At 70.8% G+C, this 21,590-nt stretch carries 26 protein-coding genes and 3 pseudogenes; 15 read left to right on the forward strand and 14 right to left on the reverse strand.

Annotation, left to right across the window (positions count from 1 at the left end):
• Positions 1-251: 251 nt before the first annotated feature.
• A complete protein-coding gene (locus Aco04nite_RS11195; protein ID WP_212997123.1) occupies positions 252-776 on the forward strand; it encodes an O-acetyl-ADP-ribose deacetylase in 525 nt (174 codons plus the stop codon).
• 9 nt (positions 777-785) lie between these two features.
• Here the strand turns inward: Aco04nite_RS11195 and Aco04nite_RS11200 are convergent, their stop codons facing one another.
• A complete protein-coding gene (locus Aco04nite_RS11200) occupies positions 786-1,667 on the reverse strand; it encodes a TIGR03560 family F420-dependent LLM class oxidoreductase (protein WP_212997124.1) in 882 nt (293 codons plus the stop codon).
• Between the two features lie 58 nt (positions 1,668-1,725).
• Between Aco04nite_RS11200 and Aco04nite_RS11205 the strand changes: the two genes are divergently transcribed.
• From Aco04nite_RS11205 to Aco04nite_RS11220, 4 genes are all read left to right on the forward strand, one after another.
• A complete protein-coding gene (locus Aco04nite_RS11205) occupies positions 1,726-2,478 on the forward strand; it encodes a class I SAM-dependent methyltransferase (protein WP_212997125.1) in 753 nt (250 codons plus the stop codon).
• Complete coding sequence (locus tag Aco04nite_RS11210; protein WP_212997126.1) at positions 2,475-2,987, forward strand: YrhB domain-containing protein; 513 nt, start codon at positions 2,475-2,477, stop codon at positions 2,985-2,987. The genes Aco04nite_RS11205 and Aco04nite_RS11210 overlap by 4 nt, the downstream gene beginning before the upstream one ends.
• 45 nt (positions 2,988-3,032) lie before the next feature.
• Positions 3,033-3,869 (forward strand): MmyB family transcriptional regulator, encoded by an 837-nt coding sequence (locus Aco04nite_RS11215; protein WP_212997127.1) that lies wholly within the window; start codon positions 3,033-3,035, stop codon positions 3,867-3,869.
• A gap of 73 nt (positions 3,870-3,942) precedes the next feature.
• The gene (locus Aco04nite_RS11220) at positions 3,943-4,701 is read left to right on the forward strand and encodes a dihydrodipicolinate synthase family protein (RefSeq protein WP_212997128.1); all 759 of its coding nucleotides are present in this window, start codon (positions 3,943-3,945) and stop codon (positions 4,699-4,701) included.
• Between the two features lie 126 nt (positions 4,702-4,827).
• Here Aco04nite_RS11220 and Aco04nite_RS11225 read toward each other — a convergent pair whose 3' ends face one another.
• Positions 4,828-5,631 (reverse strand): TIGR03619 family F420-dependent LLM class oxidoreductase, encoded by an 804-nt coding sequence (locus Aco04nite_RS11225; protein WP_308161633.1) that lies wholly within the window; start codon positions 5,629-5,631, stop codon positions 4,828-4,830.
• A gap of 115 nt (positions 5,632-5,746) precedes the next feature.
• On the opposite strand from Aco04nite_RS11225, the gene Aco04nite_RS11230 reads away from it, so the two are divergent.
• The gene (locus Aco04nite_RS11230; RefSeq protein ID WP_212997130.1) at positions 5,747-6,052 is read left to right on the forward strand and encodes a hypothetical protein; all 306 of its coding nucleotides are present in this window, start codon (positions 5,747-5,749) and stop codon (positions 6,050-6,052) included.
• Here Aco04nite_RS11230 and Aco04nite_RS11235 read toward each other — a convergent pair.
• The 5 genes and pseudogenes from Aco04nite_RS11235 to Aco04nite_RS11250 form a co-directional block, all read right to left on the reverse strand.
• A pseudogene (locus tag Aco04nite_RS11235) lies at positions 6,015-6,311 on the reverse strand (glycosyl hydrolase family 65 domain-containing protein); the annotation flags it as partial. The gene Aco04nite_RS11230 and the pseudogene Aco04nite_RS11235 overlap by 38 nt on opposite strands.
• Before the next feature lie 17 nt (positions 6,312-6,328).
• Positions 6,329-6,841 (reverse strand): annotated as a pseudogene (locus tag Aco04nite_RS50220) (family 65 glycosyl hydrolase); the annotation flags it as partial.
• A pseudogene (locus tag Aco04nite_RS50360) lies at positions 6,821-7,066 on the reverse strand (hypothetical protein); the annotation flags it as partial. The pseudogenes Aco04nite_RS50360 and Aco04nite_RS50220, both read right to left, overlap by 21 nt.
• A gap of 116 nt (positions 7,067-7,182) precedes the next feature.
• The gene (locus tag Aco04nite_RS11245; protein ID WP_212997131.1) at positions 7,183-7,617 is read right to left on the reverse strand and encodes a hypothetical protein; all 435 of its coding nucleotides are present in this window, start codon (positions 7,615-7,617) and stop codon (positions 7,183-7,185) included.
• A gap of 5 nt (positions 7,618-7,622) precedes the next feature.
• Positions 7,623-7,784 (reverse strand): hypothetical protein, encoded by a 162-nt coding sequence (locus Aco04nite_RS11250; protein WP_212997132.1) that lies wholly within the window; start codon positions 7,782-7,784, stop codon positions 7,623-7,625.
• Positions 7,785-7,873: 89 nt separating this feature from the next.
• Here Aco04nite_RS11250 and Aco04nite_RS11255 point away from each other — a divergent pair, with 89 nt between their 5' ends.
• A complete protein-coding gene (locus Aco04nite_RS11255; RefSeq protein ID WP_212997133.1) occupies positions 7,874-8,287 on the forward strand; it encodes an MmcQ/YjbR family DNA-binding protein in 414 nt (137 codons plus the stop codon).
• A gap of 9 nt (positions 8,288-8,296) precedes the next feature.
• Here Aco04nite_RS11255 and Aco04nite_RS11260 read toward each other — a convergent pair whose 3' ends face one another.
• On the reverse strand, positions 8,297-9,157 hold the full coding sequence (locus tag Aco04nite_RS11260; RefSeq protein WP_212997134.1) for a M48 family metalloprotease: 861 nt from the start codon (positions 9,155-9,157) through the stop codon (positions 8,297-8,299).
• 110 nt (positions 9,158-9,267) lie between these two features.
• Here Aco04nite_RS11260 and Aco04nite_RS11265 point away from each other — a divergent pair, with 110 nt between their 5' ends.
• Positions 9,268-9,654 carry a BlaI/MecI/CopY family transcriptional regulator gene (locus Aco04nite_RS11265; RefSeq protein ID WP_244875889.1) on the forward strand — a complete coding sequence of 129 codons (387 nt, stop codon included), beginning with the start codon at positions 9,268-9,270 and terminating at the stop codon, positions 9,652-9,654.
• Between the two features lie 3 nt (positions 9,655-9,657).
• On the opposite strand, the gene Aco04nite_RS11270 is transcribed toward Aco04nite_RS11265, so the two are convergent.
• Positions 9,658-10,272, reverse strand: coding sequence for a DedA family protein (locus tag Aco04nite_RS11270; RefSeq protein WP_212997135.1), 615 nt, complete (start codon positions 10,270-10,272; stop codon positions 9,658-9,660).
• 219 nt (positions 10,273-10,491) lie between these two features.
• Here Aco04nite_RS11270 and Aco04nite_RS11275 point away from each other — a divergent pair, with 219 nt between their 5' ends.
• From Aco04nite_RS11275 to Aco04nite_RS11285, 3 genes are read left to right on the forward strand one after another with little or no spacing between them, the layout of a single operon-like run.
• Positions 10,492-10,848 (forward strand): ArsR/SmtB family transcription factor, encoded by a 357-nt coding sequence (locus Aco04nite_RS11275; RefSeq protein WP_212997136.1) that lies wholly within the window; start codon positions 10,492-10,494, stop codon positions 10,846-10,848.
• Entirely contained in the window at positions 10,845-11,327 is a 483-nt protein-coding gene (locus Aco04nite_RS11280; RefSeq protein WP_212997137.1) for an SRPBCC family protein, read from the forward strand. The genes Aco04nite_RS11275 and Aco04nite_RS11280 overlap by 4 nt, the downstream gene beginning before the upstream one ends.
• Positions 11,314-11,916 carry a TIGR03086 family metal-binding protein gene (locus Aco04nite_RS11285; protein WP_212997138.1) on the forward strand — a complete coding sequence of 201 codons (603 nt, stop codon included), beginning with the start codon at positions 11,314-11,316 and terminating at the stop codon, positions 11,914-11,916. Before Aco04nite_RS11280 ends, Aco04nite_RS11285 begins: the two co-directional genes overlap by 14 nt.
• Before the next feature lie 39 nt (positions 11,917-11,955).
• Here the strand turns inward: Aco04nite_RS11285 and Aco04nite_RS11290 are convergent, their stop codons facing one another.
• The 3 genes from Aco04nite_RS11290 to Aco04nite_RS11300 all read right to left on the reverse strand — a co-directional run bounded on the left by Aco04nite_RS11290 (position 11,956) and on the right by Aco04nite_RS11300 (position 14,036).
• Entirely contained in the window at positions 11,956-12,684 is a 729-nt protein-coding gene (locus Aco04nite_RS11290; protein WP_212997139.1) for an alpha/beta fold hydrolase, read from the reverse strand.
• A 72-nt stretch (positions 12,685-12,756) separates the two neighbouring features.
• Complete coding sequence (locus Aco04nite_RS11295) at positions 12,757-13,128, reverse strand: hypothetical protein (RefSeq protein ID WP_212997140.1); 372 nt, start codon at positions 13,126-13,128, stop codon at positions 12,757-12,759.
• Positions 13,125-14,036 carry a DMT family transporter gene (locus Aco04nite_RS11300; RefSeq protein WP_212997141.1) on the reverse strand — a complete coding sequence of 304 codons (912 nt, stop codon included), beginning with the start codon at positions 14,034-14,036 and terminating at the stop codon, positions 13,125-13,127. The genes Aco04nite_RS11295 and Aco04nite_RS11300 overlap by 4 nt, the downstream gene beginning before the upstream one ends.
• Between Aco04nite_RS11300 and Aco04nite_RS11305 the strand changes: the two genes are divergently transcribed.
• The 4 genes from Aco04nite_RS11305 (at position 14,035) to Aco04nite_RS11320 (ending at position 17,875) form a co-directional block, all read left to right on the forward strand.
• Entirely contained in the window at positions 14,035-15,420 is a 1,386-nt protein-coding gene (locus tag Aco04nite_RS11305) for an aminotransferase-like domain-containing protein (protein WP_212997142.1), read from the forward strand. The two genes, Aco04nite_RS11300 and Aco04nite_RS11305, sit on opposite strands and share 2 nt — an antisense overlap.
• Positions 15,421-15,460: 40 nt before the next feature.
• A complete protein-coding gene (locus Aco04nite_RS11310) occupies positions 15,461-16,447 on the forward strand; it encodes an RNA polymerase subunit sigma-70 (RefSeq protein WP_244875890.1) in 987 nt (328 codons plus the stop codon).
• Positions 16,444-16,884: a DUF6069 family protein gene (locus Aco04nite_RS11315; protein WP_212997143.1), complete on the forward strand. Its 441-nt coding sequence runs from the start codon at positions 16,444-16,446 to the stop codon at positions 16,882-16,884. The genes Aco04nite_RS11310 and Aco04nite_RS11315 overlap by 4 nt, the downstream gene beginning before the upstream one ends.
• Positions 16,885-16,978: 94 nt before the next feature.
• Positions 16,979-17,875 (forward strand): aminoglycoside phosphotransferase family protein, encoded by an 897-nt coding sequence (locus Aco04nite_RS11320; protein ID WP_212997286.1) that lies wholly within the window; start codon positions 16,979-16,981, stop codon positions 17,873-17,875.
• A 167-nt stretch (positions 17,876-18,042) separates the two neighbouring features.
• On the opposite strand, the gene Aco04nite_RS11325 is transcribed toward Aco04nite_RS11320, so the two are convergent.
• Both Aco04nite_RS11325 and yicI read right to left on the reverse strand, forming a co-directional pair.
• Entirely contained in the window at positions 18,043-19,164 is a 1,122-nt protein-coding gene (locus Aco04nite_RS11325; RefSeq protein WP_212997144.1) for an IS630 family transposase, read from the reverse strand.
• Positions 19,165-19,346: 182 nt separating this feature from the next.
• On the reverse strand, positions 19,347-21,590 hold the full coding sequence (gene yicI, locus Aco04nite_RS11330; RefSeq protein ID WP_212997145.1) for an alpha-xylosidase: 2,244 nt from the start codon (positions 21,588-21,590) through the stop codon (positions 19,347-19,349).

Raw genomic sequence — 21,590 nt, forward strand, 5'->3', positions numbered from 1 at the left:
GACAGCCGGGCCCGGCTGTCCGCGGCCGGGTCCCACGATGAAACCCCGGCCCGGGTAGTCGCAGCCCGGTCCCACGATGAAACCCGGGCCCGACTGGTCGCAGCCGGGTCCCACCATGAAACCCGGGCCCGACTGGTCGCGGCCCGGTCCCCACCATGAAACCCGGGCCCGGGTGGTCGCGGCCCGGTCCTCACAATGGAAAGCCGGGGCCGGCGATCGCGGTCGGTGTTCACACGAGAGGGAGCGGGCGGATGCGGATCGAGCTGGTCACGGGCGACATCACCGCCGAGGAGGTCGATGCCGTTGTCAACGCGGCCAATTCGTCGTTGCTCGGTGGGGGCGGGGTCGATGGGGCGATCCATCGCAAGGGCGGGCCGGAGATTCTGGCGGAGTGCCGGGCGCTGCGGGCCGGTCACTACGGACGGGGGCTCGCTGTCGGGCAGGCCGTCGCGACCACCGCAGGCCGGTTGCCCGCGCGCTGGGTGATCCACACGGTCGGCCCGGTCTACAGCGCCGACGTGGACCGGTCGGGGCTGCTGCGGGACTGCTACACGAACTCGCTGATCGTCGCCGACGGGCTCGGAGCGCGTTCGGTCGCATTCCCGCTGATCTCCTCGGGGGTCTACCGCTGGCCGAAGGAGGACGCCGTCGCGCAGGCCCTCACCGCGCTGCGCGGCCACCCCACCGAGGTGGAGGTGGCCCGCATCGTCGTGTTCGACCAGCAGACCCGCGAAGCCGCCGACCGGGTCCTCCGGGCCCACCCGGGCCCCGCCTGAACCGACCCGTCAGGCGCGCACGAGGCTGAGCACCGTGTCCATCGCGCGGAGCCGGTCGGCGCCCTCGCCGAGCAGCCCGTCCGGGACGATCAGCTCGTCGAGGCCGATCGCGCGGTACCCCTCGATGTCCGCCTTGAGCTGGTCGATCGTGCCGCCGATGACCGGCGGTGTCAGGTCGGCGGGGACCGGGCCGTCAACGACGACGAGCGCCTGCGCCGTACGCGCGATGGACTTGGGGTCCCGGCCCACCGCCGCGCAGTGATCGTCGAGGACGTTCATCCGGTGCTCGATGATGTCCGGCAGGCCCCAGCTGTTCCACAGGTCGGCGTACTCGGCGACGATGCGCAGCATCCGCTTCTCGCCCTTGCCGCCGATCATCAGCGGCAGCGGGTCCTGGACGGGCTTCGGCTCGCAGATGGCATCGGTGAGCTGGTAGTACTCCCCGTTGACCGTGGTGGCGGGGGTCCGCAGCAGGCCGGTCAGGACCTGCAGGGCCTCGACGAAACGGTCCAGCAGTTGCTTCACGGCGGGCAGCTCGATTCCGTACTGTTCGTGCTCGTTCTTCTGCCAGCCCGCGCCGACGCCGAGGGTGAACCGGCCCCCGCTGATCTGATCGACGGTGGCGGCCATGTTGGCGAGCACGGCGGGGTGCCGATAGGTGTTGCCGTAGACCAGGGTTCCGATCTGGACGCGGGGAACGACCGCCCCGAGCGCGGCGACCAGCGACCCGCATTCGAGTACCGGATGGCGTACATCGGTGCCCGGGCCTTCGTTCGGCATGAAATGGTCGGCGATGTAAACGCCGTCCCAACCCGTGGCGGCGGCGTGCTGTGCCACTTCGAGGATTTCACCGTACGGCTTGGCGGCGCCGGGCCAGATCGCGATTCGCATGGTCCCAGCCTGTCAAAACCCGATTGACCCGCCGTCACCGGACCACCACCATCGCGGTATGGACCCGGTGACACGCACCAACAGGACCGCTTGGGAGACGGCGGGCGAGAAGTACGTGCTCGAGCGCGACGATCTGCTCTCCCAGGCCGTGGCCGGTGGTTCGCTGCACCCGTTCGAGCTCGACCTGCTGCGGGACGTGCTGAACGACCGTCCGCGGGTCGTTCATCTGCAGAGCGGTGACGCCATGGACGACCCCGATCTCGTACGCGCCGGAGCGCACTCGGTCCTCGGCGTCGACTTCAGCGCCGTGGCGGTCGCGACCGCCCGCCGTCGCGCGATCGATCTCGGCCTTCCCTGCGACTACGTCGTCGCGGCGCTGCCCCACGTGCCGGTGCGTTCCGGGAGCGCCGACCTCGTCTACACGGGCAAGGGCGCGCTGATCTGGATGCCGGACATGACCGCGTGGGCCGGAGAGGTCGCCCGGTTGCTCCGGCCCGGTGGCCACTTCTTCGTCTACGAGCAGCATCCCGCGAATCCGTTGTGGACCTGGGACCCCGACGTCGCCCGGATCCGGCCGGACCGCAGCTATTTCGGCCGTTCCTTCGTCAACTACGACTTTCCCGCGAACGGCGCGGTCGAATGGCAGTGCACCCTCGGTGGAATCGTCACCGCGCTGATCACCGCCGGTCTCGAGATCCGCCACCTCGCCGAGTACGCCGAGCCGTTCTGGCGCATGGGCGGCGTGGAGGCCGCGGCGTGGGACGGCCGCCTGCCGAACAGTTTCTCCCTGCTCGCCCGGCGCCCGTCGTGATCCCCCGGGAGCGCGCCGTCGAGCTCGCCGAAGCCGCGCTGCCCGTGAGCGACCCGCTGCTCGTCGTCGCCGCGGTGGAGGAGCACCCGCTCGGCTGGCTGATCTCCTGGCAGACGCCGGCCTTCCTGCGTACCGGCAGCATCTACGACATGGTCGTCGGCATGGGGCCCTATCTGGTCGACGGTGGCGACGGCAGCGTCCATCAGATCCCCGTCGCCGAGCTGAACGGCTGGGAGGGTCGCTACCTGCGCGAGGTCAAGGGCGTCCCCGACCCCGACCCGCTGCGCGACGAGATCGCCACGATCGTCCACCGCGACGGCACCCTGCCCGCCATGCGCCACCTGCGCCGCGCCTGCCCCGCGCTCACCGTCACGCAGGCGAAGGCGTACGTCACGGCCGTACGCGACACCGGCGACCACCCACCGGAGCTGGCCGCCCTCACCCGCCCCGAGCCGGAACGGAGCCGCCTGGGCTTCACCACCCTGACCGGCCCGGCGCTCGCATGGTAAAGCTGGTACCACGCACGGACCTCGCCGGTGGGGCAGCATGGAGGCATGAACCACCTCGGTGACGCACTGCGGGCCTGGCGGGACAGGCTGGATCCCGCCGTCGTCGGGTTGCCGCGGCTGTCCCAGCGCCGGGTGGCGGGCCTGCGCCGCGGCGAGCTGGCACAGCTGGCGGGCATCTCCGTCGAGTACGTCGTGCGTCTCGAGCAGGGCCGGGCCGCGACCCCGTCGGCGCAGGTCTGCTCGGCCCTCGCCCGCGCCCTGCAGCTCTCCGACGACGAACAGGCCCACCTCCTGCGACTCGCCGGTCACGCCGCGGACCCGGCCCGCATCCCGCGGCTGGTCCCGGCGAGCGTGCACCGCATCATGGAGCAACTGGCCGCGAGCCCGGTCGCCGTGTACGACGCGACCTGGCAGCTGGTGCACTGGAACGCCCTCTTCGCGGCGACGTTCGGCGACCCGACCCGGCGCGGCACCGAGGACCGCAACGCCCTGATCGCCCACTTCGAGAGCGGCTCGGCCCGGATCCGGCAGACCCCCGAGGAACGCGACGCCTTCGAGCAGTCCCTGGTCTCCGACCTGCGCGCCACCACCAGCCGCTACCCGGACGACCCCGACGTCGCCGCCGTGGTCGCCCGGCTGAACCGCAGCCCCCGGTTCCGTGAGCTGTGGGCGCTGGGCTCGGTCGAGGGCCACCACGGCGCGAACAAGATCGCTTTGCACCCCGAGGTCGGCGAGATCCCCCTCGACACCAGCGTCCTCACCACCCAGGGCACCAACCTGCGCCTCGTCGTCCACACCCCGCGCCCCGGCACCGACGCCCGCAGCAAACTCGACCTCCTCGCCGCCATCGGCATCCAGGAAATGGCAGCCAGGAGCACCTGACCGCACAAAGCCGGCCGCAACGGTAAAGGCCCGGGAGATGGCCGCCCGCGCGTCGGCGCAATAGGCTTCCGGCATGACGGATCCGCTCTGGCACGGCCCGGCCGTGGCGCTGCTCAACCTGTTCACCGCCGACGGAAGCGTCGACGCCCCGGCGACCGCGGCCCTCGCGGCCCGGGTGGTGGGTGCCGGCATCCGCGGTGTGCTGGTCAACGGGAGCACGGGCGAGGCGTCGGCGCTCTCCGACGACGAGCGGGTGGCGCTGGTCGCGGCCGTGCGTGCGTCGTGCCCGGACGTGCCGGTGATCGCGGGCGCGTCCGGTGAGTGGGCCGGGCAGGCCGTGGCGCGGGTGGAGGCGGCGGTGAAGGCGGGCGCGGACGGCGTACTCGTGGCTCCGCCCCGGCTCGGTGGTGATCTTGACCGGTATTTCGAGGCGGTCGCCGCAGCCGCGGGGGACGTGCCGGTGCTCGCCTATCACTATCCGCCGGTCGCGGGCGGCCCGGTGTCCGTGTCCGCGCTGGCCACGCTGCCGGTGAGCGGCATCAAGGACTCCAGCGGCGACCCGGTCCGCCTCGGTCACGAGCTCGACCTCGGCGGCGTGGTCTACACCGGCTCGTCGGCGCTGCTCGGCTATGCGGGCTGGCTCGGTGCCACGGGGGCGATCGTCGCGGCCGCCAACCTCGTACCCGAGGAATGCCTTGCCGCCTGGGACCGCGACGCGGCCGCGCAGCGTGCCGTGCTCACGGCCGAACGCACCGCCAAAGCTCAGCCCGGCGGCTACAAAACCGCAGTGGCGGCACGTTTCGGCACCTCAGCGACCCGCCGCATCGGTTGAGCGGGCCCGGGCAATGGGGACGTTCGGGACCGGCCCTTTCTCCAGCGATGGGGCCACACGGTCGCCGAGCTGTCGCGGGTGCTGACTCTCCAAGGCGTCCCAGGGTGCGGACTCCCCCGATGAGTGTCAGACGAAGCGGGAAGCGAACGCCGTCAGATCGTCGAGGCTGGTGCTGCTCACCACCAGCCGGGTGACGCCCTGGGCGGCCAGTTCCGCGACCCGCTCGGCGGTGATGTCCAGCGCGGCCGGGCGGGTGTATTCCTGCGGACGACCGGCGATCTCCCACTGGGCCAGGCGCTCGTCGGGCGTGAGCATCCCGCCTGGGTAGAAGCCGTCGCCGCGCAGCGCGGCCCGGCGCGCGGCCGCGCGGCTGGACCCGCCGATGTGAATGGGCAGCGTGCTCGCCCGGTACGGCTTGGGAAAGCTGCACAGCCCGTCGAAGTCGAAGAACTCCCCGTGGAAACCGACCCCCCGCTCGTCGCCCGCCCACAGCAGCCGCAGCACGTCGATCGCCTCGTCAGCGCGCCGCCCCCGGCTCGCATAGTCCACACCGACCGCCGCCGCCTCGCCCGGTAGTGCGCCCAGACCCACCGTGAGCAGCCGCATCCGGCCCTTCGACAGCACGTCGACCGTTGCGAGGCGCTTCGCGAGCGTGACCGGATGGTGGTACGGCAGCAGCAGCACCGCCGTGCCGAGCAGGATCCGGCTGGTGGCGGCGGCGATGAAGCTCAGGCAGTCCAGCGGATCGAGGTACGGCAGGTCGGGCGGCAACTCGAACGTGCCGAGCCGCGCGCCGGGGTGCAGGACGATGTGTTCCGGTAGATAGATGGCCTCGAAGCCGCACTGTTCGGCGTGCCGGGCGTACCCCACGACGGTGTCCGGGTCGACGCCGTGGAACGGCGGGCTGTAACTGACGGCGAACTTGATGATGACCCCCTTTGCCGCAGGTCACGGTAGGCCTTGACACCGGTGTCAAGGCAATCGATGTTTCGTCGCGGGCTGCTGGGGCACCTCAGCCAACTACCGACGACATGAGGAGTACGCGATGAAGGTTGTGACATTGGCTGCCGGACTGGCCGTCGGCTACGTGCTCGGGACCCGCGCCGGCCGGGAGAAGTACGAGCAGATCGTGGCGGGCGCCCGTAGGGCGAGCAGCCACCCGCGCGTGGTGCAGGCGCAGGAGAAGGCGAAGGAGTTCGTGGGTACGGGCACCGACGCGGTGACGCAGAAGCTGGCGTCCGTCAACCCGGAGCCCACCACCACCGACCTGAGCGACACGGCCGTTCCCCGCCCGCCGCGCCGCAAGCCGGTCGTCACCACCCCTGACGTGGGTACGACCCCCCTGGTATGAGCAGGTCAGCGGCGCGCTCAGGAGTGAGCGCGCCGCTTCGGCGGACGAGGTGACGGCGGTGCCGGACGGTCCTGCTCGGGTTCGATCCCGACGGAGAAGGCCTGATCGGCGGCGACGTCACCTCTTTGCCGTAGTGACGGAAAGTGATCGGGTCGCCGGTGACCTCGTAGGTGACGTCGACCGGCGTGACCGTGACCCGCAGGACGCTGTCCCGCCAGCGCAGACGGAAACACAGCCGCGGCAGGTGAGCGGGCAGCCGCGGGGTGAACGACGAGGGTGAACCACTCGCCGTACACCATCATCGCCAGCACCAGATCGGCCTGCTTGACCACCTGCTTGCGATAGAGATTCAGGTACGGGTGGTGCAGCATCAGCGGGTACTGCTCCCCCTCCGGTGATCGTCCGCCACGGGAAACTCGCCCCGGCCAGCCCCAGCTCACGGGCCCGTTCGCGCGCCGCGTCCAGGGTGCTGTGCCGCCACCGCAGGGCCAGCCCGGCGCAGGCCGGATGGGTGTACGTCAGCACCGGCAGCACGAACGCCTCGGTGTCCCACAGCGTGTGCCCGTCGTAACCGTTCCCGGTCAGCCCCTTCGCCGCGATCGGGTGCGGGCCCGCCTGCGCCCCGGCCTGCAGGACGTGGAACATCCCGAACCGCACACCCTGCTGGACCTCCGGGTCACCGTCCAGTTCGACGTCCGCGGTCGCCCAGAAGTCGTCGAGGTATGCACGCTGCTCCGCGGCGAGGACATCAAATCCGGCGGTCGCGGCGGCGTCCCGCTCCCGCACCGCGGTCGCTTCAAGATCAACCGCATTCCACGCGTACGCCACCAGCTTGTCGAAGCCCAGCTCCCCACGGCCCGCAGCGGTCCACCGGATCCGACCGGGTTCGCTGTCGACCTTCCCGTCGGCGCCGGCATGCACCACCGCGGACGCGACCTCGATTCCACTGCGCTCGGTGCGATGGACGAGCACATCCTGGTTGTGGGACACGGCGCGGAACGGGCGGGGGATCACCGCGCTGGCCCGCGGATCGTCCCGGGCCCCGGCAACTCCTCGTTCACCACGAAATCCGACTCGACCCGCAGCTCAGCGTCCGCTCGCACCGAGTAACGCATCGCGGCCACGGACGGTCACTGGAACGAGACGAGCCGCACGGTACGCAGCCACACGTCGACGCCGGACGGTGATGTCCACTCCACCTCCCGGGTCAGCGTCCCGGCGCGCAGGTCGAGGACCCGCTCGTGCCGGCGCAGCGTCCCGGTGCGCAGGTCGAACGGCTCGGCGCCGACGAACAACGCGACCGGTTTGCCGTTCGGGGCGTTGACGACGGTCTGCGTACGCTGCGGAAACGCGTACCCGGCCTCGGGGTACGTCAGATCGCGTTCCTCGAAGAGCGAGTTGAGATAGGTGCCCGGCATCCCGTCCGGATCCGGCTCCTCGAGGTTCCCGCGCAGCCCGATATGCCCATTGGCCAGGGCGAACACCGACTCGGACTGCCGCGTGGCGGTAGCGCCGTCCGGCAGGCCGGTCTCGCGGACAACCCATGGCTCAGCGGGCCCGATCACGCCGCTCAGCTGCTCGGGTAGGGCGTGCCGGCGAGCAGGCGCGCGAGGTGGGCCATGTCGTGATCGGCCAGATCGGCCAGCACCTGCCTGCCGAGCAGCTCCGCACTCGACGACGCCGGTGACTTCTTCAACGTGCACCCGAGCACAATCGCGCGCAGAGTCCCCACGGACCTCTCCCTTCCCCCATGATCGCTTCCGGCCCCCGGTGATACCCCGGCGAAGCCGATACATTCGCGGCGGCCGGTATTGTCGGCCCATGTCCGGCCCTGGAGACGTACCCCCGGAGATCCTGGAACGGCTGCGCCCGATCTGCCGCACGCTGCCGGAGACGTACGAGGAACCGGCCTGGATCGGCATCCGCTGGCGCATCCGCACCCGCACGGTCGCCCACGTCTACACGCCGGACCCTTCGCGCCAGCCGTTCTACGCCCGGTACACGGTCGACGGTGAACCGCCGACGGTGATGACGTTCCGCGCGCCGGCCGGCGAATTGCTCGGGCTGACTGCCGGCGGCTTCCCGTTCTTCCGCGCCGCCTGGGGCAGCAACGTCGCCGGGGTCCTGCTCGGCGACCACACCGACTGGGCGGAGATCACCGAGATCCTGACCGAGAGCTACGCCGAGATGGCCCCGAAGTTCCTTGTCGCCCGTCAGCGCGCGATGGGCCGGTAGGGGGCCGGCTCAACCGGCGACGTGGAGCACCTCGACCAGGTCCCGGGTGGCCTCGATGGTCCAGATCAGGGATGCGGCCGCCGGGATGACCGGCAGGAGCAGGTAGCCGCGGCTGAGGCGGTGATTACGGGGCTGGAGGAGTTCGCGGACCCGGCGCGGAACCACACCCTGACGGGCCGCGAGGTGCAGGCCGCTCCCCCGGCCGGCGCCCGCGAGCGCGGCGGCTCCGATCGCGAACGCCACCGACTGCCGGTCGCCGACGTGCGCCGCGGCCCGTTCGTCAGCGGCCCGCTCGACCAGGTAGCCGATCCGCGCGGCGAGGACCCGCAGCAGCGGATGCGCCGCCGCGGCGAGCCCGGCCATGCGGACGAGGCGATGGTGGCGGCCCCGCAGGTGCTCGCGCTCGTGGGCGAGCAATGCCTGGTACTGCCGCGCATCCAGCAGGTCACGCATGCCGGTGGTGACCACGATCCGCGCGGGCGGACCCTCGATGCTGTACGCCTCGGGGAGCGCGTCGTCCACCACCACGACCTGCCGGTCGGCGGGCAGCACCGCAAACCCGGACGCCGTCGCGAGCGCCACCCGATAGCCGCGGAAGGCGTGCGCCACGGCAACCATCGATGCGGCGAGGAGTGCCACCGCCAGCCACGACACCGCCGCGTCGAACCGGGACTCCGTAGCGGGCGGCTGCGCGAACGCCTTGATCGTGAAGAGCGTGAGATTGACCGTGCTCGCCACGGCGACCCCCACGGCTGACCAGGTCAGCACCGCGGCGGCCCGCGCCGGGGGCATCCGGTCGACGGCCGGTAGCGCCACGGCGACGATCAGGGCCGGCGCCAGCATCACCGACAGCAGGAAATGATCGAGCATCGCACCCCCTCCCCACCCACGATCCCAGACTCCGACCGTGGCCGCCACGCGCGACATTATCTCCTACATGCTGTAGGTCGCCTGGGACGGTATCGTGGCGGCGGAGGTCGGTGACTGTGACGACGAAGGACGGGCGCCGCGCGCCCGGCACCCTCGAGGCCGGGGTGATGGAGGTCCTGTGGGCCGCGGGCGAGCCCCTGACCGCGGCGGACGTGCAGCGTGAGGTCGGTGGCGAGCTCGCCTACAACACCGTGCAGACGATCCTGATCCGCCTGCACGAGAAGAAGGTCGTCGAGCGGCGCAGGGCCGGGCGGGGCCACCTCTACTGGCCGGTCGAGGATGCCGCCACCGCGGCCGCGTCGCAGATGCGGGCCGCGCTCGCCGACCGGCCCGACCGGCACGCGGTGCTGCAGCAGTTCGCCGCGTCGCTCGACGACTCCGACGCCGAGGTGCTGCGGAAACTCCTGGCCGACGCCGAGCGCAGGCGCCCCACGTAACGGTCAGCGCACCCGGCTGCGACTGCGGCTGCGCAGGAGTTCGATCGCGACCGGGATCACGGAGACCAGGACGATGCCGATCAGGATGAACTCGATGTTGTTCCTCACGAACGCGATCTGGCCGAGGAAGTAGCCGAGGATCGTCACGCCGCAGCCCCACAGCGTGCCGCCGACGACGTTGTAGGTCAGGAAGCTGCGGTAGTGCATGTGGCCGGCGCCGGCGACGATCGGGGTGAACGTACGCACGATCGGCACGAACCGGGCGAGGACGATCGAGCGGGCACCGTACCGCTGAAAGAAGTCCTTGGCCCTGGTCAGGTTCTCCTGCTTTAACAGCCGTGAATCGGGCCGGCGGAACAGGGCCGGGCCGAAGCGCCGCCCGAACAGGTAACCGAACTGGTCACCGGCCACCGCCGCGATCGAGATCAGCAGGCACATCAGCCACAGCGGCTGATGCAGGTAGGTGCCGCCGGCGACCAGCAGGCCCGCGGTGAACAGCAGCGAGTCGCCGGGCAGGAAGAACCCGATCAGCAGGCCGGACTCCGCGAACACCAGCGCCAGGATGCCGGCCAGGCCGAACGTGGAGATGAGCCATTCCGGATCCAGGAACGACGGCATGAGCGATCCTCTCGGCAGCGAACCCGGTTAAACCTACACGCTGTAGGAGGCAGCCCCCGCGGCCCGGGAGCCACCGGCGCCTCGCCGTCGATCCGCAGGCCAGGGCTACCCGCTCGCGTTCGGCTTACACCAGGCCGGCCGCGGCCCGCCCGAGCACGACTTTCAACCCGCCGGTTGACCGGCGTGCTACTTTAAACTCGGAGGTTGAAAGGAGACGCGATGGACGAGCTGTCCCGGGTGTTCGCCGCGCTGGCGGATCCGACCAGGCGCGACATGGTGACCCGGCTGGCGGCGGGCGACGCGACGGCGAATCAGCTCGCCGAGCCGTATGCGATGTCACTTCAGGCGGTCTACAAGCACGTGAAGGTGCTGGAGGACGCAGGCGTGGTGACGCGGCCGCCGGGCCCTCAGCCCCGGGCCGTGCGGCTGGAAGCGGAGGTTTTCGACCTGATGGACAAGTGGATCGAGCGCTACCGGCGCCAGGCGGAGCAGCGTTACCGCCGTCTGGACACGCTCCTGGCGCAACTGAACGACACTGAGACCGGCACCGACGAGCAGAACGGAAGCGCGGCATGAGCACCGTCACCGAAACCACGATCGAAGCCGACCCGAATGTGCCTGTCATCCGCATGACCCGCGAGTTCGCGGGCACGCCCGAGCAGCTGTTCCGGGCCCACACCGACCCCCAGCTGTTCGCGCAGTGGGTCGGCCCGAGCTCCCTGGTCACGCGCATCGAGGAGTGGGACGCCCGCCCCGGCGGCAGCTGGCGCTTCGTGCACACCCGCGGCGACGAGGAGTACGCGTTCCGCGGCTGCTTCCACGACGTCCGCCCGGACCGCATCGTGCAGACGTTCACGTTCGAGGGCGAACCGGACGGTGTCGCCCTGGAGACACTGTGGTTCGACGACCTCGGCGACGGCCGCACCCGCCTGCGCACCCAGTCCCTCGTGGACAGCTTCGAGGGCCGCGACGCGTGGCTGCGCAGCGGCATGGAGACCGGCGTCAACGAGGGTTACGCCAAACTCGAGAGGATGCTCACCGATGGCTCTGTCTGACCAGCCCGCCGAACGCCACCGGGAGATCGGCCGCGCGTTCACCGACCGGGTCCACGGCACCCGATCGTGGGACGTCCCCTCGCCGGTCGCCGAATGGACCGCCCGCGACGTGGTGCGCCACCTCACGACCTGGTTCCCCGCATTCCTCGCCGGCGGCAGTGGCATCAAGCTCCCGGCCGGCCCGAGCGTCGACGACGACCCGGCCGGAGCGTGGCAGACCCAGGTCGACGCCGTCCAGGCAGTGCTCGACGACCCGGCAACCGCCGGCCTGGTCCTGAGCAACCCCCACATCGGCGAGATCCCCCTGGACCGCGCGATCAACCAGTTCTACACGGCCGACGTCCTCATGCACACGTGGGACCTCGCCCGCGCCACCGGCCAGGACGACCACCTCGACCCTGGCTTCTGCGCCGAGATGCTGGCCGGCATGGAACCGATCGAGGACATCATGCGCGGGTCCGGCCAGTACGGCCCCCGCGTCCCCGTCAAGGACGACGCCGACGCCCAGACCAGGATGCTCGGCTTCATCGGCCGGGACCCGGACTGGCGGATGCCTGACGTCGCTCAGCCGGAGGATCCGCGGGGCTGAGCTCGGCGAAGACGGCGGCGCCGGTCCCCCACGGCGGGGTCAGTCGCCCACGTGGGCCGCGGCGGCGAGGATCGTGTCGATCGTGGTCCGCGGCTGCGACACCATCGACACGTGCGAGCCGTCGACCTCGGTGATCTTCGCGCCGGCCCGCTCCGCCATCGAGCGCTGCACCGCCGGCGGGATGACCTTGTCCTCGGTGCCGACCACGGCCCAGCTCGGCAGGGACTTCCACGCGGCGGTGACCGACGGGGTGGTGTTGGCGCTCAGGGTGATCGGCCGCTGGCCCGCGGCGATCAGCCACCGGTCCGCCTCGGGCAGGTCCTGGGCGAAGAAGTCGTGCACGGTGCCGGGCTTCAGGAACGCCTCCGCGTCACCCTCCGGCGCGCCCGGATACCCGGCGATGTCGAGCACGGTCGTCGGGTCGGGCACATCGAGCGCCGACCCCGAGCCACCCAGGATCTGGAAGACGAACTCCCCCTCGTCGGGGATGAACGCGTCGACGTAGACCAAGGCCCGCACGTCACCACCGCCGGTCGCGGCGTTGGTGATCACAAACCCGCCGTAGGAATGCCCGGCCAGCACCACCGGCCCGCTGGTCCGCTGAGCCAGGAACGACGAGATGTACGCGGCGTCGCCCGCCGGCCCGCGCAACAGGTTCGGCGGCGCGAACACGGTGAACCCCTGCCCCCGCAACTCGGCCGCGACAGCATTCCAGCTGGACGCGTCGGCCCAAGCCCCGTGCACAAGAACAATCGTCGGTTTCGCCACGTCGGTCTCCCCTGCTGCAGCCGGTCGGTCACTCCATCCTGGACCCGGACAGCGCCCCGGCAAACAGTCCGATCAGCTTTTCCGCGGGTCACCCCGGTCATATCGGTACGCAGTCCCGGTCACCAACCGCACATCCCCCGCACCGATCAGCCCGGACAAGGCGCGACCGGCCGCATCCTGCTCGTCGTGGTCGAACGCGACGATCAGCGACGCGTCCCCGGCCGCCTGCCGCAGCACGAAGTCCCGCTCGGCATCGCTGGGCTCCCGGAACACCGCATGATGAAACAGCGCCGGGCACTGCACGAACCCCACATCACTGAAGACGACCTCAAGCCCGTGGTGGTACGTGAGATCCGTGCTCGCGGCCAGCGTCAGCGCCCCCGCGTTCCACGTCATGATCTCCCAGTCCCACCACTGCCCCTCGGGCAATTCCAGCGCCGTCACGGCCGCGAGTCTGTCAGAACGCGCCGGGTGCGGGCGCGCTGAATCGCGACGACGCAGGCGAGGACCAGCACCGCCGTGGCGATCGTGGCCGGGGTGACGGGTTCGGCGAGCAGCCAGGCCGACCAGAGCAGGGTGAGGATCGGCTGGGCGAGCTGGAGCTGGCCGACGCGGGCGATGCCGCCGAGGGCGAGGCCGGCGTACCAGGCGAAGAAGCCAAGGAACATCGAGACCGTCGTCAGGTACGCGAACGCCGACCAGCCGGCAGCCCCCGTGTGCGGCGGATGGGACGCCGCGGCGACGACGGTAACGGGCAGCGTGACCGGGAGGGCGAGGAGCAGCGCCCAGCAGATGGTTCGGGCACCGCCGAGCTCACGGGAAAGGGCGCCGCCCTCGGCGTACCCGAGAGCGCACAGGACGACCGCCGCCAAGAGGAAGAGATCCGCGGGGTTGAGGCCGCCGTGGACGGTGCCGGTGGCGATCAGGAACGTGAGCACCAGCAGCAGGCCGCTCAGGCCGGCGACCCAGAAGAGCGGCGGCGGGCGTTCCCCGGCGCGCAGGACGGCGAAGATCGCGGTCATGGCGGGCAGGACGGTGACGACGACCGCGCCGTGGGCAGCGGTCTGGGTGGTCAGCGCCAGCGACGTGAACAGCGGGAACCCGACGATGACACCCAGCGCGACGATCGACAGGCGCCACCACTGGCTTCGGGCAGGCCGCGGGGCCCGGTTCGGATACAGGTACGCCGAAGCGAGCACCGCCGCCCCGGCTGCCCGCCCGAACGCCACGAACCACGGGTCGAGGTCCCGGACGGCGACCCGGGTGGCGGGGAGCGTCAGGCTGAACGCGAGCACTCCCAGCGCCCCGAGCGTTATCGCTTTCCGGCCTGTAGCGCTACTCTTGCTTCTCATGAATGACGGTAACGCAGCCGATCGCGTTATCCAAGATCTGCGTCGGCTCGTGGCAGCGGCGGGTCCTGGTGCACGGCTGCCCTCGGTGCGGGAGCTGACCGCCCGGCATCACGCCTCACCGGTCACTGTCGCCGGGGCGATCCGGCAGCTCGTGGCGCAGGGCCTGGTGGAGGCCCGGCCGGGCAGGGGCACGTTCGTGGCCGATCGACCCGCCGCGGGTCACGCCCCGGATCTGTCGTGGCAGACCGTCGCGCTCGGCGCCCGCAAGCCGGGCGAGCGGGAGATGCAGGCGTTACTGGCGTTACCGCGTCCGGGCGCGATTCCGCTGACCGGCGGTTACCTCGACGCCGACCTTCAGCCCACCGCCGCACTCGGTGCCGCACTGGCGCGGGCCGCCCGGCAACCGAGCGCCTGGCAGCGTGGGCCCGCCGAGGGCCGCGACGACCTGCGCGCCTGGTTCGCGCGGGAGACCGGGTCCGGGCTGCGGGCCGACGACATGGTGATCTGCCCGGGTGGGCAGGCCGCGCTCTCCTCGGCGTTGCGCGCGCTCACCGCGCCCGGTGACACGCTTCTCGTGGAGTCCCCGACCTATCTGGGGGCGCTGGCCACGGCACGGGCCGCCGGCCTGCGGGTGGTCCCGGTCCCTGCCGACCACGATGGCGTACGCCCGGACCAGCTCGCCGCCGCTTTCTCGCGCACCGGAGCACGGCTCTTCTACTGCCAGCCGCTGCACGCCAACCCGACGGGCGCGAGCCTGGTGGCCCACCGCCGGATTCAGATCGCGGATACCGTACGCGAAGCAGGCGCTTTTCTGATCGAAGACGACTACGCCCGTGACCTCACCATCGACGGCGACGCCCCTGCCCCGCTGGCCGCCGCCGATCCGGACGGCCACGTCATCTACCTTCGATCGCTGACCAAATCCGCGGCGCCCGGCCTGCGCATTGCGGCGATCGGCGCACGCGGCCCGGCGGGCGCCCGGCTCCGCTCCGCCCGGCTGCTCGACGACCTGTACGTCTCCGGTCCCCTGCAACAGGCCACCCTCGAGCTCGTGACCGCTCCCGCCTGGGCGCGCCACCTGCGTACCCTCCGGATTGCTCTGCGCGACCGCCGCGACGCCCTCCTCACGGCCCTGCACCGCCACCTGCCTGATCTGGTCCCGCAGCTGATCCCCCGCGGCGGCCTCCACCTGTGGGTTCAGCTCCCCGACGGCACGGACGACGTCGCCCTGGCCACGACAGCCGCCGCCGAGGGCGTATCGGTCTTCCCCGGCCGCCCCTGGTACGCCGCCGAACCCCCGGCCCCGCACCTGCGCCTCACCTACGCCGCCGCCCCACCCGACCGCATGGACGAAGCCGTCCGCCGCCTGGCCCGGAGCGTCTGATGAGTTTTCGCGCCGTGGCCCGTCTTACCTGGGACGGGACATGACGAGACGCGAGGATGACGTGATGAGTGCGGACATGCTGCTGGAGGAGCCCGCTTTCGCGGGGCTGGCGGAACGGCACCGGCGAGAGTTGCACGTGCACTGCTACCGGATGCTCGGATCGTTCGAGGACGCCGAGGACACCGTGCAGGAGACGTTCCTGCGGGCCTGGCGGCGGCGGGAGACGTACGAGGGCCGGTCGACGGTCCGGGCGTGGCTGTACCGGATCGCCACGAACGCCTGCCTGGACCTGCTCGCCAAGTGCCGGCCGGAACCCGCCACCGGGGGTGAGGTGCTGTGGCTCCAGCCCTACCCCGACCGGCTGCTCGACGAACTGCCCGCGGCGGACGCGGACGAGCCGGAGACCATGGCCGTCGCGCGGGAGACGATCGAGCTGGCGTACGTGGTCGCGGTCCAGCACCTCGCACCACGCCCGCGGGCCGTGCTGATCCTGCGGGACGTGCTCGGCTGGCCGGCGAAGGACGTCGCGGACCTGCTCGGCGACACCGTCAACTCCGTGAACAGCGCGCTGCAACGGGCCCGCGCCGGCATGCGCGAACACCTGCCCGCCGAGCGGCAGGACTGGGCCTGCGGCGAGGACTCCGGTACGCGCGAGCTGGTACGCCGCTTCACCGACGCCAGCGTGGCCACGGACATCGCCGGGCTCACCGCACTGCTGCGCGCCGACGCCCGTTCCGCCATGCCGCCGACGCCGGGCCTGCACCTCGGCCGCGACGCGGTGATCAGCGACTGGGCCGGGGACGGCTTCGAGGATCTGGGACGCCTGCGCGCCGTCGCCACGTCGGTGAACCGGCAGCCCGCCGTCGCCTTCTACCTGTGGCAGGAAGAGTCGGGCGCTTTCCTGCCGCTGACCATCGACGTCCTGCGCATCTCCGGCGGGGCGATCACCGAGGTCTTCATCTTTCACGACGACCGGTTCCCGGTTCTCGGCCTGCCGGACCATCTGCCCGCGGACGGCACGAAATGAGACTCGCCGTCACCGGACTCGTCGCCACACTCGCCGCGGTGGCTGCCACCACCCTCACCGCCGCGCTCGCCGGGGCCGCCGGCGTCGACTTCGAGATCCCCGACGGAGGCGAGGCGATCCCGCTGGGCGGGTTCGCCGTGGTGACCGCCTTCTTCTCACTGGTCGGCGTCGTCCTCGCCGCCGCGTTTCTCCGGTGGAGCGCCCGCCCTGCTCCTCGGTTCGTATGGACGGCGGTGTCGCTGACCGTGATCTCCCTGCTCCCGCCCCTGGTCTCCGGCGCGGACGCCGTAACCGTCACCGTCCTGCTGGGGCTGCATCTCGTCCCCGCGGCGGTGATGATCCCTGTTTTGGCCCGGACGCTTGACTCTCCCCTTAGGGGAGACGGCAAGGTTGAATCCAGCGAAACGACGGCCCGCCCGCGCGGGAGGAGAGCATGATGAGCCTCGGCCACCTGCCATACACAGGTCTTCGACCCGATGATTCCTCGACGGCTATTGCGCGAGCACCGACGTCGGTACCGTGGCTCCCGTGATGGAGTCCGGGGTCGAGGTCGGCGAGGATCTGGTTCGCGACGTGCTCCGGGAGCAGCATCCGGACCTGGCCGATCTGCCCCTCCGCGAGGTGCCGGGCGGCTGGGGAAACCAGATGTGGCGCCTCGGGGACGACCTGGCCGTCCGGATGCAGCGGATGGACACGAGCCCCGATCCGCAGCTCAAGGAGCGCCGCTGGTTGCCGGTGCTGGCCCCACGCCTGCCGCTTCCGATCCCGGTTCCGGTGCGCAGCGGCACGCCGTCCGAGCGCTTCCCCAAGATGTGGACGGTGATGACCTGGGTCGAGGGCATGCCCCTGGACCACGCCGCGATCGTCCGCGGTGACCACGCGACTGACGTGCTGGCGGCGTTCCTCGGGGCGCTGCACGTGGAGGCGCCCGCCGACGCGCCGGGCCCGTCGGACTTCGGCACCCACCCGAAGGACTCCCGAGGTGGGTTTGAGCGCTTCCTGGGGGCCGTGGACCTTGACGGCTTCGCGGAGGACGACGTCCGGGCCGTGTGGGACGACGCGGCGGCGACACCCGAGTGGCCGGGACCGCCGGTGTGGGTGCACGGTGACCTGCATCCCGCGAACGTCGTCGTCACCGGTGGCACGCTGGCGGGCATCGTCGACTTCGGCGCGCTATTCGCCGGCGATCCTGCGTGGGATCTCGGAGCTGCCTGGCTGTTGCTGCCCGAGGGACGCGCTTCACGGTTCTTCGACGGCTACGCCCGGGCGGACGAGGCGACAATCCGGCGGGCGCGCGGGCTGGCCGTCATGAAGTGCCTGTTCCTGATGCTGATGGGTCAGAACGGCGACCGCGGCCTGCCCGGCGGCAAGCTGAACTGGGGGCCGGTGGGCCGGTCGGCACTCGCTCGTGTCCTGAACGGGCTCTGACACGAAAGATGCCGCAGCGGAGTGCTCTTCCCAGCACCGTTCCGGCCGAGCGCGCCGCGGCCGTGGGGAGCACGATGCAGCACTCCCCACAGCCGCAGGCCAGCGGCCAGCAGGTCAGCCGGTCAGCGGGCTAGTGCTCTGACCGGAAACGTTGGCCGGGTCGGTGGTCAGGCCGCGCGGGCAGCGGTTTGGCCCCACCGGTGTTGGCGTTCGCTGCGGACACGGGCTCGTTCGCGGCGCTTGGCGGCCAGGACGTCGGGGTGGCGAGCGTTGGCGTTTCGCCAGCGCAGGTATTTGTGCAGGGCGCGGATCGCGACCAGGTGGTTGGGGTGGTTCGAGCCGGCGACGACGAAGGTGCGTAGCGGCCCGAAATGCGCTTCGATCGGGTTCGCCCACGACGCATACGTCGGGGTGAAACACAGCTCGACCTTGTTGCGGGCCGCCCAGCTGCGGATCTTCCAGCCTTTGTGCGCGGACAGGTTGTCGAGGATGACATAGACCGGTGCCCCGTCCGGGCGTGCCCGGCGGATCGACTGGAGGGCGGCGAGGGTGTTGTCCGCGGATTTGCGGGCTCGCACGACGCCCCACAGGGTGTCGTCGCCGACGGAGTAGCAGGCATGGAACTGCCGGACCCCACAAAGTTTGTGGTAATTCGCGGGGAGCCGGTCCGGATGCCCCTGCTCGGCCCAGGAGGCGCCGAGGTGCGGGCGGATCGTTAACGGCCCGAACTCGTCGAACACGAACACCCGGTCCGGGAAATGGCTGGTCACGTGTTCGATACGGGCGAGTTTCGCCTCGATCTGCGGATCATTGGATTCCTTCCAGGTCTTGGTCGGCTGGAAACTGATCTTGTGGTGGTGCAGGAACTCCCGCAGCCGTTCGCGGCTGACGCCCACCCGGCGATGACCACGGTTATGGGCCAGGTAGTCGCAGAGTTTGCGCAGGCTCCACCGGGTGAATGGCTGGTCAAGGGCTTGTGGTCTGGTGCGGGCCATCTCGACGATGAACGCTTCGTCGTCTTCACTGATTCGGCGGGGACGGCCACCCGCCCACCGAGGGTCCAGGCAGGCCAGCCCGATCTCGTTGAACCGGTGGATCACCTCACGGATCGCGTCCTCGTCACCTTGCACGAGACGAGCGATCGCGGGAACGGTGTTTCCACTGGCCGAGGCCATGATGACCATCGCCCGGCGCAGCCGGATCGGTGATCCGGTCTGACGCCGCACGATCTGTTGTAATCGACGGCCCTCGTCCTCGGTGAGCCGCCGTGCCCGAACAGGATCTGCCATGACGACAGCCTGACCCGCGACCCACCCCACACCACGAACCACGACCGGCGTGTCACCCAACCCGGCCAACGTTTCCGGTCAGAGCACTAGCAGGTCAGCCGGTCAGCCGGTCAGCGGATCAGCGGGCCAGCCGGTCAGCTGGTCAGCCGGTCAGCTGGTCAGCCGGTCAGCTGGTCAGCCGGTCAGCGGTTCAGGTCGAGCGATGATGTGGCGGCTTCGGCGGCGACCGGGGCCGCGGTGCCGAGCTGGACCGCCCAGGGGAGGGACTCCCCCGACCTCTCGACGTGGACCGCGCCGTCCGTGACCGTCACCGTGAATTCGGTGGCGTCAGATCCCGGCACGCGTACGCGGTGAGTGCCGTTCTCGGGTTCGAAGAGGCGCAGTGTCACCCCGTCGCGGTAGTCATAGTCGGGTTTGTCGGTGCGGGAGCCGACGGGCAGGACCGCGCCCGGGCGCACCAGCAGCGGCACGCTGTGGAAGTCGTGGGTCTCGTGGACCCAGCGCGGGCCCTCGATCACCTCGCCGGTGAGGTATTTCGTCCAGCGGCCGGCGGGGACGTAGTAGCTCACGTCGCCCTCGGTGCTGAACACCGGTGCGACGAGCAGGTCGCCGCCGAGCAGGTACTGCCGGTCCAGGTGGGTGACGGCCGGGTCGTCCGGGAAGGCGAGGACCATCGGGCGCAGCACCGGCAGGCCTTCCTCGTGCGCCTGGTGGGCGGCGGCGAAGAGGTAGGGCATCAGCGTGAGCTTGAGGTGGGTGAATTCGCGCAGGACGTCGACCGACTGCTCGTCGAAGAGCCACGGCACCCGGTAGGAGTGGTTGCCGTGCAGGCGGGAGTGCGACGAGAGCAGGCCGAAGGGGATCCAGCGCTTGAAGACGGCCGGGTCGGGCAGGCCCTCGAAGCCGCCGATGTCGTGGCTCCAGAAGCCGAAACCGGACGCTGCCAGGGACAGGCCGCCGCGCAGTGTCTCGGCCATCGACTCGTACGTCGCGGAGTTGTCGCCGCCCCAGTGGACCGGGAACTGCTGGCCGCCGACGGTGGCGGAGCGGGCGTAGAGGACCGCCTCGCCCTCGCCCCGATGTTCCTTGACGACGTCGAAGACGCACTTGTTGTAGAGCTGGGTGTAGAAGTTGTGCATCCGCGACGGGTCGGAGCCGTCGTGCCAGACCACGTCGGTGGGGATGCGTTCGCCGAAGTCGGACTTGAACGCGTCGACGCCCATCTCGAGCAGGGTCCTGAGCTTCCCGGCGTACCAGGCGGCTGCTTCGGGGTTGGTGAAGTCGACCAGGGCCATGCCGGCCTGCCAGCGGTCCCACTGCCAGACGTCGCCGTCGGCGCGCTTGACCAGGTAGCCGTTGGCCATGCCCTCCGCGAACAGCGACGAGCGCTGGGCGATGTAGGGGTTGATCCAGACGCAGGTGCGCAGGCCGCGGTCGGCGAGACGCTTGAGCATGCCCGGCGGGTCCGGGAAGATCCGCGGGTCCCACTCGAAGTCGCACCAGCTGAACTCGCGCATCCAGAACGTGTCGAAGTGGAAGACGCTCAGGGGCAGGTCACGCTCGGCCATGCCGTCGACGAAACCGGTGACCGTCTCCTCGTCGTAGGACGTGGTGAACGACGTGGTCAGCCAGAGGCCGAAGGACCAGGACGGGGGCAGGGCGGGGCGGCCGGTCAGCGCGGTGTACTTGCGCAGGACGTCGGCCGGGGTCGGGCCATAGATGATCAGGTACGACAGGGACTGGCCCTCGACGCTGAACTGGGTGCGGGACACGACCTCGGAGGCGACCTCGAAGGAGACCCGGCCCGGGTTGTCGACCAGCACGCCGTAACCGCGGTTGGTCAGGTAGAACGGGACGCTCTTGTAGGCCTGCTCGCTGCTGGTGCCGCCGTCCTCGTTCCAGATGTCGATGCTCTGGCCGTTCTTGACGAGCGGGCCGAACCGCTCGCCCAGCCCGTAGACCGCCTCGCCGACGCCCAGGTCGAGCTGCTCGTGCACGTAGTGCTCGCCGTCGAGGGTGTCGACGATGCCCATGCCCTTCCAGCCGGAGCCGGTGAGCCGCTTGCCGTCCGCGACGAAGTCCAGGCCCCATTTGTCGCCCGGGGTGAACCGCGCGGTGAGGGCTCCCGAGGTGAACGAGTTCTCGTCCACGACGGGCGAGACGTCAACCGAGGCGATCTCGAAGTTGGGCAGCTTGGGCCGCTCGCCGGCGAAGTGGTTGATGGTCACGCGGATGACGTCCGGGGCGGGGGCGGTGCAGGTGATCGTGATGACCGGGGCGTCGAGGGTGTCGCTGCGGGTCTGCACCCGCCTGGCCGAGGCGAAGACGGTGAGGGAGGAGCCGTCGACCCGGGAGTCCTGCAGCTGGGCCGGGTGCAGGACGGTCAGCCCGTCCCGCTTACGCCAGTAACCATCGGTGAATTTCAT

It is taken from the genome of Winogradskya consettensis (genome assembly GCF_018332715.1).
GTDB lineage: Bacteria > Actinomycetota > Actinomycetes > Mycobacteriales > Micromonosporaceae > Actinoplanes > Actinoplanes consettensis.

Bases quoted from the DNA above. Each gene is read 5' to 3' on its own strand.
- Aco04nite_RS11195 (WP_212997123.1), top strand. From the start codon at position 252: ATGCGGATCGAGCTGGTCACGGGCGACATCACCGCCGAGGAGGTCGAT.
- Aco04nite_RS11200 (WP_212997124.1), bottom strand. From the start codon at position 1,667: ATGCGAATCGCGATCTGGCCCGGCGCCGCCAAGCCGTACGGTGAAATC.
- Aco04nite_RS11205 (WP_212997125.1), top strand. From the start codon at position 1,726: ATGGACCCGGTGACACGCACCAACAGGACCGCTTGGGAGACGGCGGGC.
- Aco04nite_RS11215 (WP_212997127.1), top strand. From the start codon at position 3,033: ATGAACCACCTCGGTGACGCACTGCGGGCCTGGCGGGACAGGCTGGAT.
- Aco04nite_RS11220 (WP_212997128.1), top strand. From the start codon at position 3,943: ATGACGGATCCGCTCTGGCACGGCCCGGCCGTGGCGCTGCTCAACCTG.
- Aco04nite_RS11230 (WP_212997130.1), top strand. From the start codon at position 5,747: ATGAAGGTTGTGACATTGGCTGCCGGACTGGCCGTCGGCTACGTGCTC.
- Aco04nite_RS11255 (WP_212997133.1), top strand. From the start codon at position 7,874: ATGTCCGGCCCTGGAGACGTACCCCCGGAGATCCTGGAACGGCTGCGC.
- Aco04nite_RS11260 (WP_212997134.1), bottom strand. From the start codon at position 9,157: ATGCTCGATCATTTCCTGCTGTCGGTGATGCTGGCGCCGGCCCTGATC.
- Aco04nite_RS11270 (WP_212997135.1), bottom strand. From the start codon at position 10,272: ATGCCGTCGTTCCTGGATCCGGAATGGCTCATCTCCACGTTCGGCCTG.
- Aco04nite_RS11275 (WP_212997136.1), top strand. From the start codon at position 10,492: ATGGACGAGCTGTCCCGGGTGTTCGCCGCGCTGGCGGATCCGACCAGG.
- Aco04nite_RS11280 (WP_212997137.1), top strand. From the start codon at position 10,845: ATGAGCACCGTCACCGAAACCACGATCGAAGCCGACCCGAATGTGCCT.
- Aco04nite_RS11285 (WP_212997138.1), top strand. From the start codon at position 11,314: ATGGCTCTGTCTGACCAGCCCGCCGAACGCCACCGGGAGATCGGCCGC.
- Aco04nite_RS11305 (WP_212997142.1), top strand. From the start codon at position 14,035: ATGAATGACGGTAACGCAGCCGATCGCGTTATCCAAGATCTGCGTCGG.
- Aco04nite_RS11300 (WP_212997141.1), bottom strand. From the start codon at position 14,036: ATGAGAAGCAAGAGTAGCGCTACAGGCCGGAAAGCGATAACGCTCGGG.
- Aco04nite_RS11310 (WP_244875890.1), top strand. From the start codon at position 15,461: ATGACGAGACGCGAGGATGACGTGATGAGTGCGGACATGCTGCTGGAG.
- Aco04nite_RS11315 (WP_212997143.1), top strand. From the start codon at position 16,444: ATGAGACTCGCCGTCACCGGACTCGTCGCCACACTCGCCGCGGTGGCT.
- Aco04nite_RS11320 (WP_212997286.1), top strand. From the start codon at position 16,979: ATGGAGTCCGGGGTCGAGGTCGGCGAGGATCTGGTTCGCGACGTGCTC.
- Aco04nite_RS11325 (WP_212997144.1), bottom strand. From the start codon at position 19,164: ATGGCAGATCCTGTTCGGGCACGGCGGCTCACCGAGGACGAGGGCCGT.
- yicI (WP_212997145.1), bottom strand. From the start codon at position 21,590: ATGAAATTCACCGATGGTTACTGGCGTAAGCGGGACGGGCTGACCGTC.